Source organism: Hydrogenophaga sp. L99, assembly GCF_058731905.1.
Window position 1 is genome coordinate 1,408,567 of sequence record NZ_CM178972.1, and the last position, 15,042, is coordinate 1,423,608.

The window sequence follows — 15,042 nt, forward strand, 5'->3', positions numbered from 1 at the left end:
CCATTTTTCTGTCCATGACCCCTTGATGGCCCTTTTGTTCGGGAGTCCGCTGCATGCAATTGCCTGAAATTTCGATTCGCCGCCCGGTGTTTGCCACCGTGCTGTCGCTGCTGATTCTGCTGGTGGGCTGGGTGTCGTTCACCGGTTTGACGGTGCGCGAGTACCCCAAGATCGACGAGCCCACGGTCACGGTCAGCACCAGTTTCACCGGTGCCTCCAGTGAAGTGGTCGAGTCGCAGGTGACGAAAACACTGGAAGATTCACTGGCAGGTATTGAGGGTGTCGACGTCATTACTTCCATCAGCCGCCAGGAGCGCAGCCAGATCACGGTGCGCTTCAAGCTGGAGCGCGACCCCGATTCCGCCGCTGCCGACGTGCGCGACAAAGTGAGCCGGGTGCGCCAGCGCCTGCCGCAAGGTATTGACGAGCCGGTGATTGCCAAGGTGGAGGCCGACGCCTTCCCCGTGATCTGGCTGGCGCTGAGCTCTGACACGCACGATGCGTTGCAACTCTCTGATTTTGCCAACCGCCTGGCCAAGCCGGTGCTGCAAACGGCACCCGGTGCAGCCGATGTGCGGGTGTATGGCGAGCGCAAATACGCCATGCGCATCTGGATCGACCCCGACCGCCTGGCCGCCTACCGGTTGACGGTGCAGGACGTGGAAGACGCGCTGCGACGCTCCAACCTGGAAGTGCCCGCGGGCCGCATCGAAAGCACGCTGCGCGAATTCAACGTGACCGCCGCCACCGACTTGCAAACGCCGGCGCAGTTTCGCGACGTGGCCATTCGCAACATCAATGGCCAGACCATCCGCCTGGGCGACGTGGCCCGCGTGCTGCAAGGTCCGCAGGATGAGCGCACTTCGGTGCGCCTGAACGGGCGCGACTCCATTTCGCTCGGCGTCATTCGCCAGGCCACGGCCAACCCGCTGGAACTCTCCGCCGGCGTGCGCCAGTTGCTGGAAAAGGTGAAGACCGACCTGCCACCCGGTGTCAACGTGGACATTGCCAACGACAATTCGGTCTTCATTGACCGGTCGATCAAGGCGGTCTACACCACCATTGCCGAAGCCGTGGTGCTGGTGGCGCTCGTCATCTTTGTGTTCTTGCGCACCTTGCGTGCGTCCATCATCCCGCTGGTGACCATTCCTGTGAGCCTGATCGGCACCTTTGCGCTGATGGCCCTGTTTGGTTTCTCCATCAACACGCTCACCCTGCTGGCACTGGTGTTGGCCATTGGCCTGGTGGTGGACGACGCCATTGTGGTGCTGGAGAACATTTACCGCCACATTGAAGAAGGTGTGAAACCGTTTGAAGCCGCCATTCAGGGCGCTCGTGAAGTGGGCTTTGCCGTGGTGGCGATGACGCTCACTCTGGCGGCGGTGTACGCGCCGCTGGCCTTCACACCCGGGCGCACGGGTCGCCTGTTTGCAGAGTTTGCGTTGGCGCTGGCCGGTGCAGTGGTGGTGTCGGGCTTTGTGGCACTCACGCTGTCGCCCATGCTGTGCTCCAAACTGCTGCGCCACAACCCCAAGCCGGGCCGTTTTGACCGCGGCATGGAACGCGTGCTGAACGCCGTAACGCGCGGCTACAGCCGCGCGCTGGCGCTTGCCTTGAGCCTGCGCTGGGCGGTCGTGCTGGTCATGGTGGCCAGCGCGGCGGGCAGCTGGTGGCTGCTGCAAACCACCAAGCAAGAACTGGCGCCCATTGAAGACCGTGGGGTGATTCTGGCCAGCATCAACGGCCCCGATGGCGCCACCCTGGCCTACACCCGCCGTTATGCCGAAGCCATTGAGCGCATTGGCCAGGACTACCCCGAGTTCGACCGTATTTTCAGCAACATCGGCAACCCTACCGTGGCTCAGGGCAACGTGTTTTTGCGCGCCAAACCCTGGGAGGAACGCACACGAACCACGCAAGAAATTGCCCGCGAAATTGCGCCGCGCATGGCGGCCTTGCCGGGCATCAGCGCTTTCCCCATCACGCCGCCCTCGCTGGGACAGGGATTTCGCGAGCGGCCGATCAACTACGTGATCGTCACCTCGGACAGCTACGACAACCTGGCCAGAGTGGTGCGTCAGTTTCAGGACGCCCTGGCCAAAAACCCTGGTTTTGTTCAGGTGGACACTGATCTGCGCCTGAACAAGCCCGAGATCCGCATGGACGTGGACCGTGAACGCGCCGCCGACATGGGTGTCAATGTGGACGCCATTGCCCGCACGGTGGAAACCATGTTGGGCGGCCGGATCGTGACCCGGTACAAGCGCGATGGCGAGCAATACGACGTGATCGTGCAGACCGACAGCGCCCAGCGCAGCACGCCCGACGACATCGACCGCCTGTTTGTGCGGGGTCGCAACGAGGCCATGATTCCGCTGGCCTCGCTGGTGAAAATCCGCGAGGTGGTGGTGCCGCGAGAACTCAACCACTTTGGGCAACGGCGCAGTGCCTCCATCACCGCCAACCTGGCGCCCGAGCTGGCGCTGGGGGATGCGCTCCAATTCATGGACGCCACGGCCGCTGAAATTTTGCCGCCGGGCTACACCACCGACCTCAACGGCCAGAGCCGCGAGTTCAGAAGCGCGTCAGGCTCGCTGGCCATTGTGTTTGCTCTGTCGCTGCTGTTCATCTACCTGGTATTGGCGGCGCAGTTTGAAAGCTTCGTTGACCCCTTGGTCATCATGCTGAGTGTGCCCTTGTCGATGCTGGGGGCGCTGCTGGCGCTGAAGTTTTCCGGGGGCACGCTCAACGTGTTCAGCCAGATCGGGCTGATCACCCTGGTGGGGCTGATCACCAAACACGGTATTTTGATCGTGGAGTTCGCCAACCAGTTGCGTGAACAGGGACTGACCACGCTGGAGGCGGTCAAACAGTCGGCTGCGCTGCGCCTGCGACCCATCCTGATGACCACCGGTGCCATGGTGCTTGGGGCCATTCCGCTGGCGCTGGCCAGTGGCGCGGGTGCTGAAAGCCGCCAGCAAATTGGCTGGGTGATTGTGGGTGGCATGAGCCTGGGCACCTTGCTCACCATCTTTGTGGTGCCCACCATGTACACCCTGCTGGCGCGCAAAAAAACCTCGGGCGAGGTGCGCCAGGCGGGTCTGAAAGCGGTGGCTTCGCCGCTGGAAACACCGGCGAGCTGAATCGGCAAGGGAAGCCTGGCCCCTTGACCCAGAGCAATCGGGGTGCGCCGCCGGCCGGTAGCATGGTGTGGCACCCGCTTGTTGTTGGTGCCGCGCTGGGGCTTGGGCCGTCGACCTGGCCGCGTGTGCTCCACCGGCCCCGGGGAGTCTCTGCGTGGGCACTGTTTTCGATCCTTTTTTGCTCGCCACCACCACCGCCCAGGTGCTGTCGCAGGCGCATGCCAGCGAAACGTCGGTGGCACGCTGGCAGCAGGAGCGCTTGGGCCAACTGCTGGCGGCGGCGCGGTGCGGCTCTGCCTTGTACCGCGAACGCCTGGCGAAGTTACCCGACCACGCCAGCGCTCTCGGGCACTTGGCCCCGGTCTGCCGCGACGAGCTCATGGGCCGTTTTTCGGATTGGGTGACCGACCCCGGCCTTGTGCTGAGCGAGTTGCAGGCTTTTACATCCGACCCCTTGCGCATGGGCGAGCCCTACCTGGGGCGCTACCTGGTGTGGGAGAGTTCGGGCACCAGTGGCCAACCCGGCATTTTTGTGCAGGACGCGCGTGCCATGGCGGTGTACGACGCACTGGAAGCCGTGCGTCGCAGCCCCGACCAGCGTACCCAGCGCTGGTTTGACCCGTTCTACCTGAGCGAGCGCATGGCGTTTGTGGGCGCCACCGGGGGGCATTTCGCGAGCTTTGTCAGCCTGGAACGGCTGCGCCAGCTGCAGCCCTGGCTGGCGCCCTCCATGCGTTCTTTCTCTATCTTGCAGCCCGTGGGTGCTCTGGTGGATGCGCTCAACGCCTTTGCCCCGACGGTGCTGGCGAGCTACCCGACAGCCGCACTCTTGCTGGCCGAGCAGGCCGACCTGGGTCGCTTGAAACCGGGCCTGCGCGAAGTCTGGACGGGTGGTGAAACGCTGAGCCCCGCGGTGCGCCAGCGCATTGAAACGGCGCTGGGTTGTCGCGTGCGCAACAGCTACGGCGCCTCTGAATTTCTTGCCATGGGGTGGGAGTGCGAGGCTGGCCAATTGCACCTGAACACCGACTGGCTGGTCCTGGAGCCGGTGGACGAACACAACCGCCCGGTGCCGCCCGGGCAGCCGTCGTGTGGCGTGTTGCTGACCAACCTGGCCAACACCGTGCAGCCGCTGATCCGCTATGCCATGGGGGACCAGGTGACCATTCACCCTGAGCGTTGCGGGTGCGGTTCACCGTTCCCGGTGGTTGACGTGCAGGGCCGGCGCGACGACATCCTGCGCATGCGCGGGCTTACCGGTGACGTTGCGTTGTTGCCTCTGGCCTTGTCCACCGTGCTGGAAGAGCAGGCCGGGGTGTTTGATTTTCAACTGCGCCAGCGCGACCACAGCACCCTGGTGCTGCGTCTGCCCCTGGCGGGTCAAGCCGGGCGCGAGGCCTTGAAGTGTTGCCGTCAGGCGCTGCAGTCTTTTGCGGTTTCGCAGGGGGCTTTGCCCATTCGAGTGCTGGGCGAGCTGGGCCAGGCGGTGCCACGGGGACGCAGTGGCAAGGCCTGCCGCATTGTGGCCAAGGGCGGTTAGCCGTTTGAGGGGCGGTGGCCTGCCGTCAGATCGCGCCGTCAAACATCATCACGTCGACCGCATCGCCCAAGGCCACGTTGCCCTGGCCGTGGTGCAGCACGATCAGGCCGTTGGCTTCCACCATGGAGCGCAAAACGCCCGAGCCCTGGTTGCCGGTGGTACGCACATGCAGCGCACCGTCGGCCTGGCGTGTGACGATGCCACGCTGGTATTCGGTGCGCCCGGGCTTCTTGCGCAAGGCTTCGCCGCTGTGTGCCCTGAGCAACACCGGCTCAGCCGCGGTGCAGCCCATGAGCCGCAACAGGGCAGGGCGCACAAAGGCCAGAAACGTCACCATCACGGCCACGGGGTTGCCCGGCAAGCCAAACAGGATGGCTGAGCGGCCTTGCTCGGTGCGACCGGCGCCGGGACGTCCCAAGCCGGGATCTGCCCCCTCGGGGGGCAGCGACCCGCACAGCGGTGGAGCGTGGGGGTGAACAATCCGCCCCACGGCCATCGGCCGCCCGGGGCGCATGGCGATGCGCCAAAACGCCACGTCGCCCAGCTGCTTCATCATGGCCTTGGTGTGGTCGGCCTCGCCCATGCTCACGCCGCCGCTGGTGATGATGGCGTCGGCCGTGGCCGCCGCTTGGCGGAAAGCGGCTTCAAGCAAGGCGGGCTCATCGCCCACCACACCCATATCGATCACCTCCACGCCCAGCCGGGTGAGCAGGCCAAACACGGTGTAGCGGTTGCTGTCGTACACAGCGCCTTCGCGTGGCGCCTCGCCCAGGCTCAAAATTTCGTCTCCGGTGGAGAAATATGCCACCTTGACACGCCGGAATACGGTCACGCTCGGCAGTCCCAGGCTGGCGATCAGGCCGAGTGCAGCCGGGCCCAGGGTTTGGCCTTTGCGCAACGCGGGTTGGCCCGCCATCAGGTCTTCGCCCAGCAGGCGCCGGTTGTCGCCAGCGCTCACCACACCAGCCGGCATCTCCACGCGGTCGCCTTGCACCTGCACAAATTCCAGCGGCACCACGGTGTCCAGCTCGGGCGGCATGATGGCGCCCGTCATGATCTTGAGGCACTCGCCTGCGGCCACACGGCCCGCCCAGGCTTTGCCGGCAAACGCGGTGCCCACCACCTGCAGCGCCAACGGTTGGCCGGGGCGCAACTGGGCGCTGTTGAAAGCAAAGCCGTCCATGGCCGAGTTGTCGTGTGGCGGCACGCTGATGGGTGAGATCACGTCTTGTGCGAGCACGCGGCCCAAAGCATCAAATACGGACAGCGTTTCGGTCTCGGTGACGGGTTCGATCAGCTCTGCAAGGAAGTCGTTGACGCGATCGGCGCTCAGGGCCTGCGGGTCGTAGCCCTGCAATTCAGCGGCTATCTGGGCAATGGTTTTCATGGCACAACTCAGGGCTTTTCAGGGGTTTTCCAGCGCGTGCAGTTCGGCCAGCGTGTTGGTGTTGCAAAACGCCCGGGCATCGTCGCCCGGCAAGTTGAACGGCACCAACACCGTCTTGTGCTGGTCGGTCCAGCGGTCAATCTTGCGCCCACCCGCCTGCGTGAACGCAACCAGGCTTTCCAGCAGCTCCACGCGCATCAGGCAAAACACGGGCTGCGCGCGCAACTGGCCGTCCTCTTCCAGCGCGGCGGCCATGGCGATTTCGGTGCTGTCATCTTCAAACGCCTGCGCCAGCCGCTGCGCCAGGTCGAATGGAAACAGCGGCGTGTCGCAAGGCACTGTGAGCAAATACGGCGTTTCACAGCGCTCCAGACCTGTCATGAAGCCCGCCAGTGGGCCCGCGTAGTCGCTCAGCGTGTCGGGCCATACGGGGGCGCCAAAAGCTTCATAGGCCGACAGGTTGCGGTTGGCGTTGATCATCAGCTCGCCCAACAGACCCCCTTCTTGCATTTGCAGCCGCAGCACGGTGTGCAGCGCCAACGGGGTGCCGTGAAAGTTTTGCAGCCCTTTGTCGACGCCGCCCATGCGGGAGCCTCGGCCACCCGCGAGCACGATGGCGGTGATTTCATGGGTGTGGATCATGTGAACTTTTGATGAGAAAAACGGTGTGCGGGGGGATGTCTTGTTCAGCGCACGCCGTGGAACCGGCTTTGCCGGGCCACCAGCGTGGTCCCCCTGGGGGGACGGCGCGAAGCGACGCAGGGGGGAGCTTTCTCTAGCCTCCGATGTAACTCATCTCGACGCGCCGGCCTCCGGTGGACGCGTCGGGCGGCAGGCTCGCCCGCAGCTCGGAATAGCGGTCGCTGCGGCCCTGCCATACGGCGGCAATGGCGCTGGCCAGCTGCTCGTCGGTGGAGTTGGCGCGCACCAAGGGTTTGAGGTCGTGGCCTTCGTTGGCAAACAGGCACAGGTAGAGCTTGCCTTCGGTGGACAGGCGGGCGCGGTTGCAGTCGCGGCAAAAGGCCTGTGTCACGCTGCTGATGACGCCAATCTCACCTGCTGATGTGTCGTGCTTTCCATGGGCGTTGGCGTAGCCCCAGCGCTCAGCGGTTTCGCCTGGCGCGGAAGGGTCAAGCTGCACCAGCGGCAGTTCGCTGTGGATGTGTTTCACCACCTCGGCGCTGGGCATCACCTCGTCCATGCGCCAGCCGTTGGTGGCGCCCACGTCCATGTATTCAATGAACCGCAGCACAATGCCCGTGCCTTTGAAGTGGCGCGCCATGGGCAATATTTCGTGGTCGTTGGTGCCTCGCTTGACTACCATGTTGACCTTGATCGGTCCTAGCCCCGCTGCTTGCGCGGCCTCAATGCCGCGCAACACGTCGGCCACGGGAAAGTCGACGTCGTTCATGGCCCGAAAGACCGTGTCGTCCAGCCCGTCCAGGCTGACCGTGACGCGCTGCAAACCAGCGGCCTTGAGCGACGCAGCTTTGCGTTCCAGCAAGGAGCCGTTGGTGGTCAGGGTGATGTCCAGCGGTTTGCCTTCGACCGTGCGCAAGGCCGCCAATTGCTCGATCAATATCTCAATGTTTTTGCGCAGCAGCGGCTCGCCACCCGTGAGGCGGATTTTTTGCACGCCGTGGGCCACAAACTGCCGCGCCAGGCGCGTGATTTCTTCGAAGCTGAGCAGCGCGCTGTGCGGCAGGTAAGGGTAGTCTTTGTCAAAGACTTCTTTGGGCATGCAGTAGCTGCAACGGAAGTTGCAGCGGTCGGTCACGCTGATGCGCAGGTCGCGCAGCGGGCGGCCAAGCTGGTCGCCTAACAGACCGGTGGCGGCAATGGGCACGGAAGGAATAGCGGCAGAGCGCGATGCGATGCGCTGGTCTACCAAGGGAATGACGCGTTCAGACATGGCTCGATTATGGGTGACACCCGCGCCGAATGCGGAGACGCACCCATAGGCCTTGGGGTTTCACCGGAGGGCTGCAGCCCGCTCAGGCAGCGCCAACCCGGGTGTAGAGGTGGGCGTTTTCTTGCAGCCAGTTTTCAGACAAGTTGCTGGACTGCTGGCTGGGGTGAAAGTCGGCACGAAAGTATGCCCGCCAGGGGCGGAAACTCTGGCGCAGCAGGCCTTGGCGGCCCAGCAGGTGTTTCCAACCGCTTTGCCAGGTGTTCCAGCGCCACAACGTGCCGTCTCGCTGCAGGTTGTTCAGCGTTTGGCGCAGCGTGTCGGTCAAAAAGATCAATGTGACGCGTCGCATCCACTTCACGCGCCAGGCGTGGCTGCCGTCCAGCGCCTGGTACAGGTCAAAAGCGGTGCATTTGTGTTCGGCTTCTTCAGCGCTGTGCCACAGCCAAAGCGCTTTCAGCCGGGGTTCGCACCCATCAAGCAGCTGCGGGTGCGACAGCATCCATTCGGCGAACAGCGCGGTGAAGTGCTCGTTGGCCGCGGTGATGGCCAAGCCGTGACGCGGATCGCTGCCATTCACCAAGCTCAAGCGCTCGCGGGCGCGTGGCTCCCAGTCGTTCACCAAGCCGTGTTTTTCGATTTGGGCGTTGAACAGCGCGTGGATGCGACGGTGAGTGGCTTCCTGGCCCACGAAGCCTTGCACTTCGGTTTTGAAAGCGCGCTGCTGGTCTTCAGGCAGTGCCTGGAGACCGGCCCGCACCGAGTCGATGAAAAACTGTTCTCCGACGGGGAAACTCATGGACAACGCGTTGAACCAAGCAGTCAGGAACGCGTCGCCATTGCACCAGTGCCGGTGCACCGGCTTTTCGAGGTCGATCAACAGGCGTCGGACAACAAGTGCGGTCATATCAGGTACTTTTTCAAGCTGGTACCTGTTGGTACCGAGTGGCGCAGTGTGTCACTTCGTGGGCCATCCTGTCAACGGGGAAAGCCCGCTGTGGCCTGTCAGCTTGGCGCTGGTGAGGCCGCCTAAGATCTGGCGCATGAACACCGTTGCAGCGCCCGAGCACGCCCATGAACTGGAGCATGAACACCGTACCCGCCTGCTTCAGGCCATGGCCACGGTGTCGGCTGAGAAGGGTTTGGCGGTGACCACCATCGCTGACATCGTGCGCGAAGCTGGCGTATCAAAGCGCACGTTTTATGAACACTTCGACGGCAAAGAGGCCTGTTTCCTGGCGCTGTACCGTGCAGCCAGCGGATCGGCCTTGCGCACCCTGCGCGAAGCGCTGAAGCCCGATCGGCCTTGGCAGACCCAGATTGAGCAGGCACTACGGGCCTATTTTGAGCACCTGGCGGCCGGCCCAGGCCTGGTTCGTGTGCTGTTTGTCGATATTCACCAACTTGGCTCCGAAGGCTTGCGCGCGCGTCGCGAGGTGATGCAGCAACTGGCAGACTTCATGGTGAGCACCGTGAACGGAGCAGCCTCGCCCGGCGCTGCGCCGTTGCGCGCGATATCACCAGCCATGGCCATGGCCGCGGTGGGGGGTATCAACGAACTGGTGCTGCAAGCCATCGAACAAGGGAATGCGGCGCTGTTGACAAATCTCACCGCAGGTGCCGGGGAAATTGTGCGGGTGTTGACCCACGCGGATCTGGCTGGGCTCTGATGCTTCTCCAAGCGGGGTCGTAAAAACGGCCCGCACAAGCGGGCCGTTTTTGTGTCAGCGCAGCGCTGTCAAGCCATGGGCAGCAAAGGCACGATCAGCAACGCCACGATGTTGATGATCTTGATCAGCGGATTCACAGCCGGGCCAGCGGTGTCCTTGTAGGGGTCGCCCACGGTGTCGCCGGTGACCGCGGCTTTGTGTGCTTCGCTGCCCTTGCCGCCGTGGTGGCCGTCTTCGATGTACTTCTTGGCGTTGTCCCAGGCGCCGCCACCGGTGCACATGGAGATGGCCACAAACAGGCCGGTCACGATGGTGCCCATGAGCAGACCACCCAGGGCCTTCGGCCCGAGGAAGATGCCCACCAAGATGGGCACCACCACGGGCAGCAACGAGGGAATCACCATTTCCTTGATGGCCGCGGTGGTCAGCATGTCGACCGCGCGGCCGTACTCGGGCTTGGCCGTGCCTTCCATGATGCCGGGGATTTCTTTGAACTGGCGGCGCACTTCCACCACCACCGCACCGGCCGCCCGGCCCACGGCTTCCATTGCCATGGCGCCAAACAGGTAAGGAATCATGCCGCCGATGAACAGGCCCACGATCACCATCGGGTCGCTCAGGTCAAACGTGATCTGGTGGCCGTAGGTTTCCAGCTTGTGGGTGTAGTCGGCAAACAGCACCAGCGCAGCCAAGCCGGCCGAGCCGATGGCGTAGCCCTTGGTAACGGCCTTGGTGGTGTTGCCCACGGCGTCCAGCGGGTCGGTCACGTCGCGCACGCTGCTGGGCAGTTCGGCCATTTCAGCGATGCCGCCGGCGTTGTCGGTGATGGGGCCGTAGGCGTCGAGCGCCACCACGATGCCGGCCATGCTGAGCATGGACGTGGCCGCGGTCGCAATGCCGTAAAGGCCTGCGAGCTGGTACGAAGCCAGGATGCCGACGCACACAAACAGCACAGGCCAGGCGGTGGAGCGCATGGAAACGCCTAGGCCGGCAATGATGTTGGTGCCGTGTCCGGTGGTGGATGCCTGGGCAATGTGCTTCACCGGCGAATACTGCGTGCCGGTGTAGAACTCGGTGATCCAGACCAGTGCAGCGGTCAGCAACAAGCCGACAGCACACGAGCCCCACAGCCGCCATTGGCTGCCTTCGGCGGTGATGGCGTTGTCCGGCATGATCCAGGCGGTGGCGAACCAGAACGCGATGAGCGACAGCACGCCCGCAATCGCCAGGCCCTTGTAGAGCGCCGGCATCACGTTTTTCATGCCGGGGCTGGCCTTCACAAAGAAGCAGCCAATGATGGACGCGATGATGGAAACACCGCCCAGTACCAGCGGGTACAACACGGCCTGCATGGGTGCGGCCGACACCATCAGCGCACCCAGCACCATGGTGGCGATCAGGGTGACCGCGTAGGTTTCAAACAGGTCGGCGGCCATGCCGGCGCAGTCCCCCACGTTGTCCCCCACGTTGTCGGCAATCACGGCCGGGTTGCGCGGGTCGTCTTCCGGAATGCCAGCTTCCACCTTGCCCACCAGGTCGGCACCCACGTCGGCGCCTTTGGTGAAAATGCCGCCGCCCAGGCGCGCAAAAATGGAGATGAGCGACGAGCCAAAGGCAAATCCGATCAGCGGGTTGAGCAGCTTGGCCAGGTCTTTGTCGGGTGTCAGGTTGCCATTGCCGACCAAAAACCAGAAGAAACCCGCCACGCCCAAAAGGCCCAAGCCCACCACCAGCATGCCGGTGATGGCGCCGCCGCGAAACGCCACGTCCAGCGCCGGGCCAATGCCGCGGGTGGCCGCTTGTGCGGTGCGCACGTTGGCCCGCACCGAAATGTTCATGCCGATGAAGCCACAAGCGCCCGAGAGCACCGCCCCCAGCACAAAGCCCACAGCGCTTTGAGCGTCCAGAAAGACACCGATGAGGACCGCGAGCACCACGCCGACGACAGCGATGGTTTTGTATTGCCGGGCCAGATAGGCCGCAGCGCCGGTCTGAATGGCACCGGCAATTTCTTGCATGCGGGCGTTGCCCGCGTCTTGCGAAAGAATCCAGCTGCGGGACCAGAAGCCGTAGGCCACCGCCACCAGTCCGCACACCAGCGCAAATATCAGCGCAGATTGTCCAACCATGTATTTCTCCTGCTCGTTTTTGACTTGGAGGGGGCAACGCCTTTGGGTCATCCCCGCTGCGTTGCTTCCTCGTGTCCTTGTTCGTTCGCGGCTGGGCGAGCGTGCAGGGCGATTGGCCAACGTGTCAAATTTAGCGGGTATTGCGTGCGCTGGGTACCGCCCGTGCGACGGAAGTAAGCCTGGAATCAGTAAAATCAGGGTAAATCCTAGGCGCTGCACGGTTCACACTGTCACGTGGCCCGCGCCCGGTGCCAAGGTGCCCCAAGGGCCGATCCGTTTTCAACCAACCTTCAGACTCACAACATGTCCCTCGACAACGTCACCCCTGGAAAAAATGTCCCTGACTCTTTCAACGTGATCATCGAGATCCCGATGAACGCCGACCCGATCAAGTACGAAGTGGACAAAGAAACCGGCGCGATTTTTGTCGATCGTTTCATGAGCACCGCCATGCACTACCCGACCAACTACGGTTACGTGCCCAAGACCTTGTCTGGCGACGGCGACCCGGTGGACGTGCTGGTGATCACGCCCGTGCCGCTGATCCCGGGCGTGGTGGTGCCTTGCCGCGCCATCGGCATTTTGAAGATGCAGGACGAAGCCGGCGAAGATGGCAAAGTGCTGGCGGTGCCGATCGACAAGATTTTGTCCATCTACACCCAGTGGCAAAAACCCGAAGATCTGAACCCCATGCGCCTGAACACGATTCAGCACTTCTTTGAACACTACAAAGACCTGGAGCCAGGCAAATGGGTGAAGGTGATCGGCTGGGAAGGCAAAGACGCCGCCCACAAGGAAATCACCGACGGCATTGAGGCTTACAACAAAGCCCAAGCCTGATTCTTCAGCGCTTCAAGCGTCAAAAAGCGCCTGTGCGGTCACCCGCACAGGCGCTTTTTCCTTGGCCAGACTTGGGGGTGAAACGGCGCGATCAGGACGCGGCTGCGTCAATGTCGCCGCGGTACTCGATCTTGCCGCGCACGCGAGCGCGTGGATGCATGTCGATCATTTCGTCGTAGCTGGCGTCGCCCAGCAAGGTGGCCGAGCCGGTGATTTCGAGCGCTTTGCGCGCAATCACCGTGCCAATGACCTTGCCCTCAATAAACACGTAGTCGGCCTCCAGCCGGGTGTTTTCAATCACCCCGGTGGCGCCCACGTGCAGCGTGCCGCCGCTCTCAAACGTGATGTTGCCTTTGAGCAGGCCATCCACCTTGATGCCCTGGTCTCGGGTGGTGTGGAAGTTGCCGTCAAACACGGCGCCCTCGGCGATCAGGCTGGTGATGGCGCTCAGGCGCTCCACGGGTACCAGGCGGGTGGTGGCGGGGTTTTGGCTCATGGGTCAGGGCTCCTTGCTGTGCAACCAGTTTTCGGGTTTGAGAGAGGGATCTTGGACGGCTTCGGTGGCAGGCGGCGAGGCGCTTGCAGCGGGTGGCGTGGTGCGGCTTGACGACCAACCCGGCTCCAGGCGGAGCGTGATGGCGTCGGCGGCTGTTTCGTGGGGCTCTGTTGGCGCGGGTACCTGCTGGGTGGCGGTGGGTGCGCGCTTTTCCTGTGTGGTCACCGCCAGCGCCTGGTGCAGGCCCGGCAGCAACCAGTGCCATACCGCTAGCGCAGCGCTGAGCACCAGCAACAAGGGCAGGCCATAGCGCCAGAAAGCCCACACCAGCCAGCGCAGCGCCAGCCGGCGCCTGCTCACCCACCGGTCGCGTTGCCAGCTGGCCTGGAGCGCGGTGCGCAGCAGAGCCTGGGCATCGGGCACATGGGCCGGTGCGGCAGGCAGGGCGGGTGGAGCCGGACGCGACCACAGCATGGGTATCCGTCAGGCCTGTCAGCGGTTTCAGCGGGCGCTGCCGCTGGGTGCCACACGCTCCAGCGTGGCGTTCAGGTCGGCGCCGTTCACCTGAATGCGGCCGTAGCGCACCAGGCCGTGCACACTGGCGGTGTCGTGCAAGGACACCTCTCCCTGGCCGGAGTCCAGGATGCCGTCGGTGTGCCCCATGACGGAAATTTTTTGCGCGGTGATGTCGCCTTTGACCCGTCCGGTTTCGGTGACGACCACCGACACCACGGCGCCAGGCGCCTGCGTGAGGTTGCCTTCAACCGTGCCCGCGATGCTGCAAGGGCCACGGAGTTCGGCATGGCCCACGAAGTGCAAGCCCTCGGCCAGCATGCTGCGCGCCTGGCCGCCGTCGCCACCCTCGTTGGGCATCACCGATTGCACCTGGGGGTGCAACATCGGCATGTGGGCCGCCTGGGTCGGCGGCATGGCGTTGCCCACATCCACTTCCATAAAGGGGTTGGCACCGCTTCCGTTGTTTGCCTCTGCATTCTGGGGGTCGGCAGCAAAAGCTTCTTCGTCGGGTTGCGTGGGGTTGTTGTCCATGTCCTGTTCCAGGTGGCGGTCGGGGTGGAGGTAGCGGTCGGCTTTCATGGCGGGTGTGTTCTTTCAGCTCACGGCGGGTCCGGCAGCACATCGTGCAACACCGGGAAGTTGTCGCCCTTTTTAAGCGTCTTGAACGGGCCTTGCAAGTCGGCACCCTCGTAAAGTTGCAGGCGCCTGGCCATCAGCGTGCCGGTGGACACGCCGGTTTTTGACACATAGGCCATACCCTGGCATTCCAGGCTAGTGTCGTGGGCGCTGGCACCGGCAGCGCCCAGCCGACCAAAAAGGTAGGTGTCGCCCGACACCCGGACACGACCGCGCACGACGCCGCCGGTCCACACGATCAAGCGTCCGTTGACGCGGATGTTGCCCGCAATTTCACCTTGCACCAGCAAGCCGCCTTCAAAGCTCAGGTCGCCGCTCAGCTGGCTACCCGCCGCGACCCGGTTCACCACGTTCATGGCGATGGGGTCGATGGTGAGCGTGTCTTGCGGTGTTTTCACATCCATTGCTGGAGCCCCCAGAAAACCGCCGTAGCCAGCAGGCTCGACACCCCAAGTGCGGCGAGCCACAAGGCGTGCCGCTCCAGCCAGCGGCGTACCCGGCCGGGGCGATGGCGGGGTTGGCCCATGCGGTCACAGGCATGGCTCATCACGATCCAGTCTTTCCAGACACGGCTCAAACGGGTGTCTGCGTTGATCAGATGGACTTCAATGCCGGCGACCGCAGCACGGCTTGGATCGAGCTGGCGCCCAAGCAGCACCGAAAAAGGTGCGCCCACAATGGTCTGGGTAAAGAAGGCGTCTGTCTCGTTCATGTTCGCGGTAGTTTAGCGACCGGCTTCTGTGATGCAGGGCGTGCGTCTCACACTTCGCGAGGAA

14 protein-coding genes are annotated in these 15,042 nt (G+C 63.7%); 4 read left to right on the forward strand and 10 right to left on the reverse strand.

Annotated elements, in window-relative coordinates; all coding sequences use genetic code 11:
• Positions 1–53: 53 nt before the first annotated feature.
• Positions 54–3,143, forward strand: a complete 3,090-nt coding sequence (locus AC4QBL_RS06685; RefSeq protein ID WP_472899254.1) for an efflux RND transporter permease subunit — start codon at positions 54–56, stop codon at positions 3,141–3,143.
• Positions 3,144–3,297: 154 nt separating this feature from the next.
• The gene (locus AC4QBL_RS06690) at positions 3,298–4,683 is read left to right on the forward strand and encodes a phenylacetate--CoA ligase family protein (RefSeq protein WP_472906335.1); all 1,386 of its coding nucleotides are present in this window, start codon (positions 3,298–3,300) and stop codon (positions 4,681–4,683) included.
• A 25-nt stretch (positions 4,684–4,708) separates the two neighbouring features.
• On the opposite strand, the gene moeA is transcribed toward AC4QBL_RS06690, so the two are convergent.
• The 4 genes from moeA to AC4QBL_RS06710 all read right to left on the reverse strand — a co-directional run bounded on the left by moeA (position 4,709) and on the right by AC4QBL_RS06710 (position 8,886).
• The gene (gene moeA / locus AC4QBL_RS06695; protein WP_472906334.1) at positions 4,709–6,070 is read right to left on the reverse strand and encodes a molybdopterin molybdotransferase MoeA; all 1,362 of its coding nucleotides are present in this window, start codon (positions 6,068–6,070) and stop codon (positions 4,709–4,711) included.
• A gap of 18 nt (positions 6,071–6,088) precedes the next feature.
• Positions 6,089–6,712 carry a molybdenum cofactor guanylyltransferase MobA gene (gene mobA, locus AC4QBL_RS06700; RefSeq protein ID WP_472906333.1) on the reverse strand — a complete coding sequence of 208 codons (624 nt, stop codon included), beginning with the start codon at positions 6,710–6,712 and terminating at the stop codon, positions 6,089–6,091.
• 133 nt (positions 6,713–6,845) lie between these two features.
• Positions 6,846–7,982 (reverse strand): GTP 3',8-cyclase MoaA, encoded by a 1,137-nt coding sequence (gene moaA / locus AC4QBL_RS06705; protein WP_472906332.1) that lies wholly within the window; start codon positions 7,980–7,982, stop codon positions 6,846–6,848.
• An 82-nt stretch (positions 7,983–8,064) separates the two neighbouring features.
• Complete coding sequence (locus AC4QBL_RS06710; RefSeq protein WP_472906331.1) at positions 8,065–8,886, reverse strand: metal-dependent hydrolase; 822 nt, start codon at positions 8,884–8,886, stop codon at positions 8,065–8,067.
• Positions 8,887–9,022: 136 nt separating this feature from the next.
• On the opposite strand from AC4QBL_RS06710, the gene AC4QBL_RS06715 reads away from it, so the two are divergent.
• Positions 9,023–9,649, forward strand: a complete 627-nt coding sequence (locus AC4QBL_RS06715; protein WP_472906330.1) for a TetR/AcrR family transcriptional regulator — start codon at positions 9,023–9,025, stop codon at positions 9,647–9,649.
• Between the two features lie 68 nt (positions 9,650–9,717).
• Here the strand turns inward: AC4QBL_RS06715 and AC4QBL_RS06720 are convergent, their stop codons facing one another.
• Entirely contained in the window at positions 9,718–11,778 is a 2,061-nt protein-coding gene (locus tag AC4QBL_RS06720) for a sodium-translocating pyrophosphatase (protein ID WP_472899261.1), read from the reverse strand.
• 303 nt (positions 11,779–12,081) lie between these two features.
• On the opposite strand from AC4QBL_RS06720, the gene ppa reads away from it, so the two are divergent.
• Positions 12,082–12,618 (forward strand): inorganic diphosphatase, encoded by a 537-nt coding sequence (gene ppa / locus AC4QBL_RS06725; RefSeq protein ID WP_472899262.1) that lies wholly within the window; start codon positions 12,082–12,084, stop codon positions 12,616–12,618.
• A 91-nt stretch (positions 12,619–12,709) separates the two neighbouring features.
• On the opposite strand, the gene AC4QBL_RS06730 is transcribed toward ppa, so the two are convergent.
• Genes AC4QBL_RS06730 through AC4QBL_RS06750 form a run of 5 tightly spaced genes read right to left on the reverse strand, consistent with a single transcriptional unit; the run spans position 12,710 to position 14,978 of the window.
• The gene (locus AC4QBL_RS06730; RefSeq protein ID WP_305334347.1) at positions 12,710–13,114 is read right to left on the reverse strand and encodes a bactofilin family protein; all 405 of its coding nucleotides are present in this window, start codon (positions 13,112–13,114) and stop codon (positions 12,710–12,712) included.
• A 3-nt stretch (positions 13,115–13,117) separates the two neighbouring features.
• Complete coding sequence (locus AC4QBL_RS06735) at positions 13,118–13,588, reverse strand: hypothetical protein (protein WP_472906329.1); 471 nt, start codon at positions 13,586–13,588, stop codon at positions 13,118–13,120.
• Between the two features lie 27 nt (positions 13,589–13,615).
• Positions 13,616–14,209, reverse strand: a complete 594-nt coding sequence (locus AC4QBL_RS06740) for a bactofilin family protein (protein WP_472899264.1) — start codon at positions 14,207–14,209, stop codon at positions 13,616–13,618.
• 20 nt (positions 14,210–14,229) lie between these two features.
• Positions 14,230–14,670 (reverse strand): polymer-forming cytoskeletal protein, encoded by a 441-nt coding sequence (locus AC4QBL_RS06745; RefSeq protein WP_472899265.1) that lies wholly within the window; start codon positions 14,668–14,670, stop codon positions 14,230–14,232.
• On the reverse strand, positions 14,661–14,978 hold the full coding sequence (locus tag AC4QBL_RS06750; RefSeq protein ID WP_472899266.1) for a hypothetical protein: 318 nt from the start codon (positions 14,976–14,978) through the stop codon (positions 14,661–14,663). Before AC4QBL_RS06750 ends, AC4QBL_RS06745 begins: the two co-directional genes overlap by 10 nt.
• Positions 14,979–15,042 lie beyond the last annotated feature (64 nt).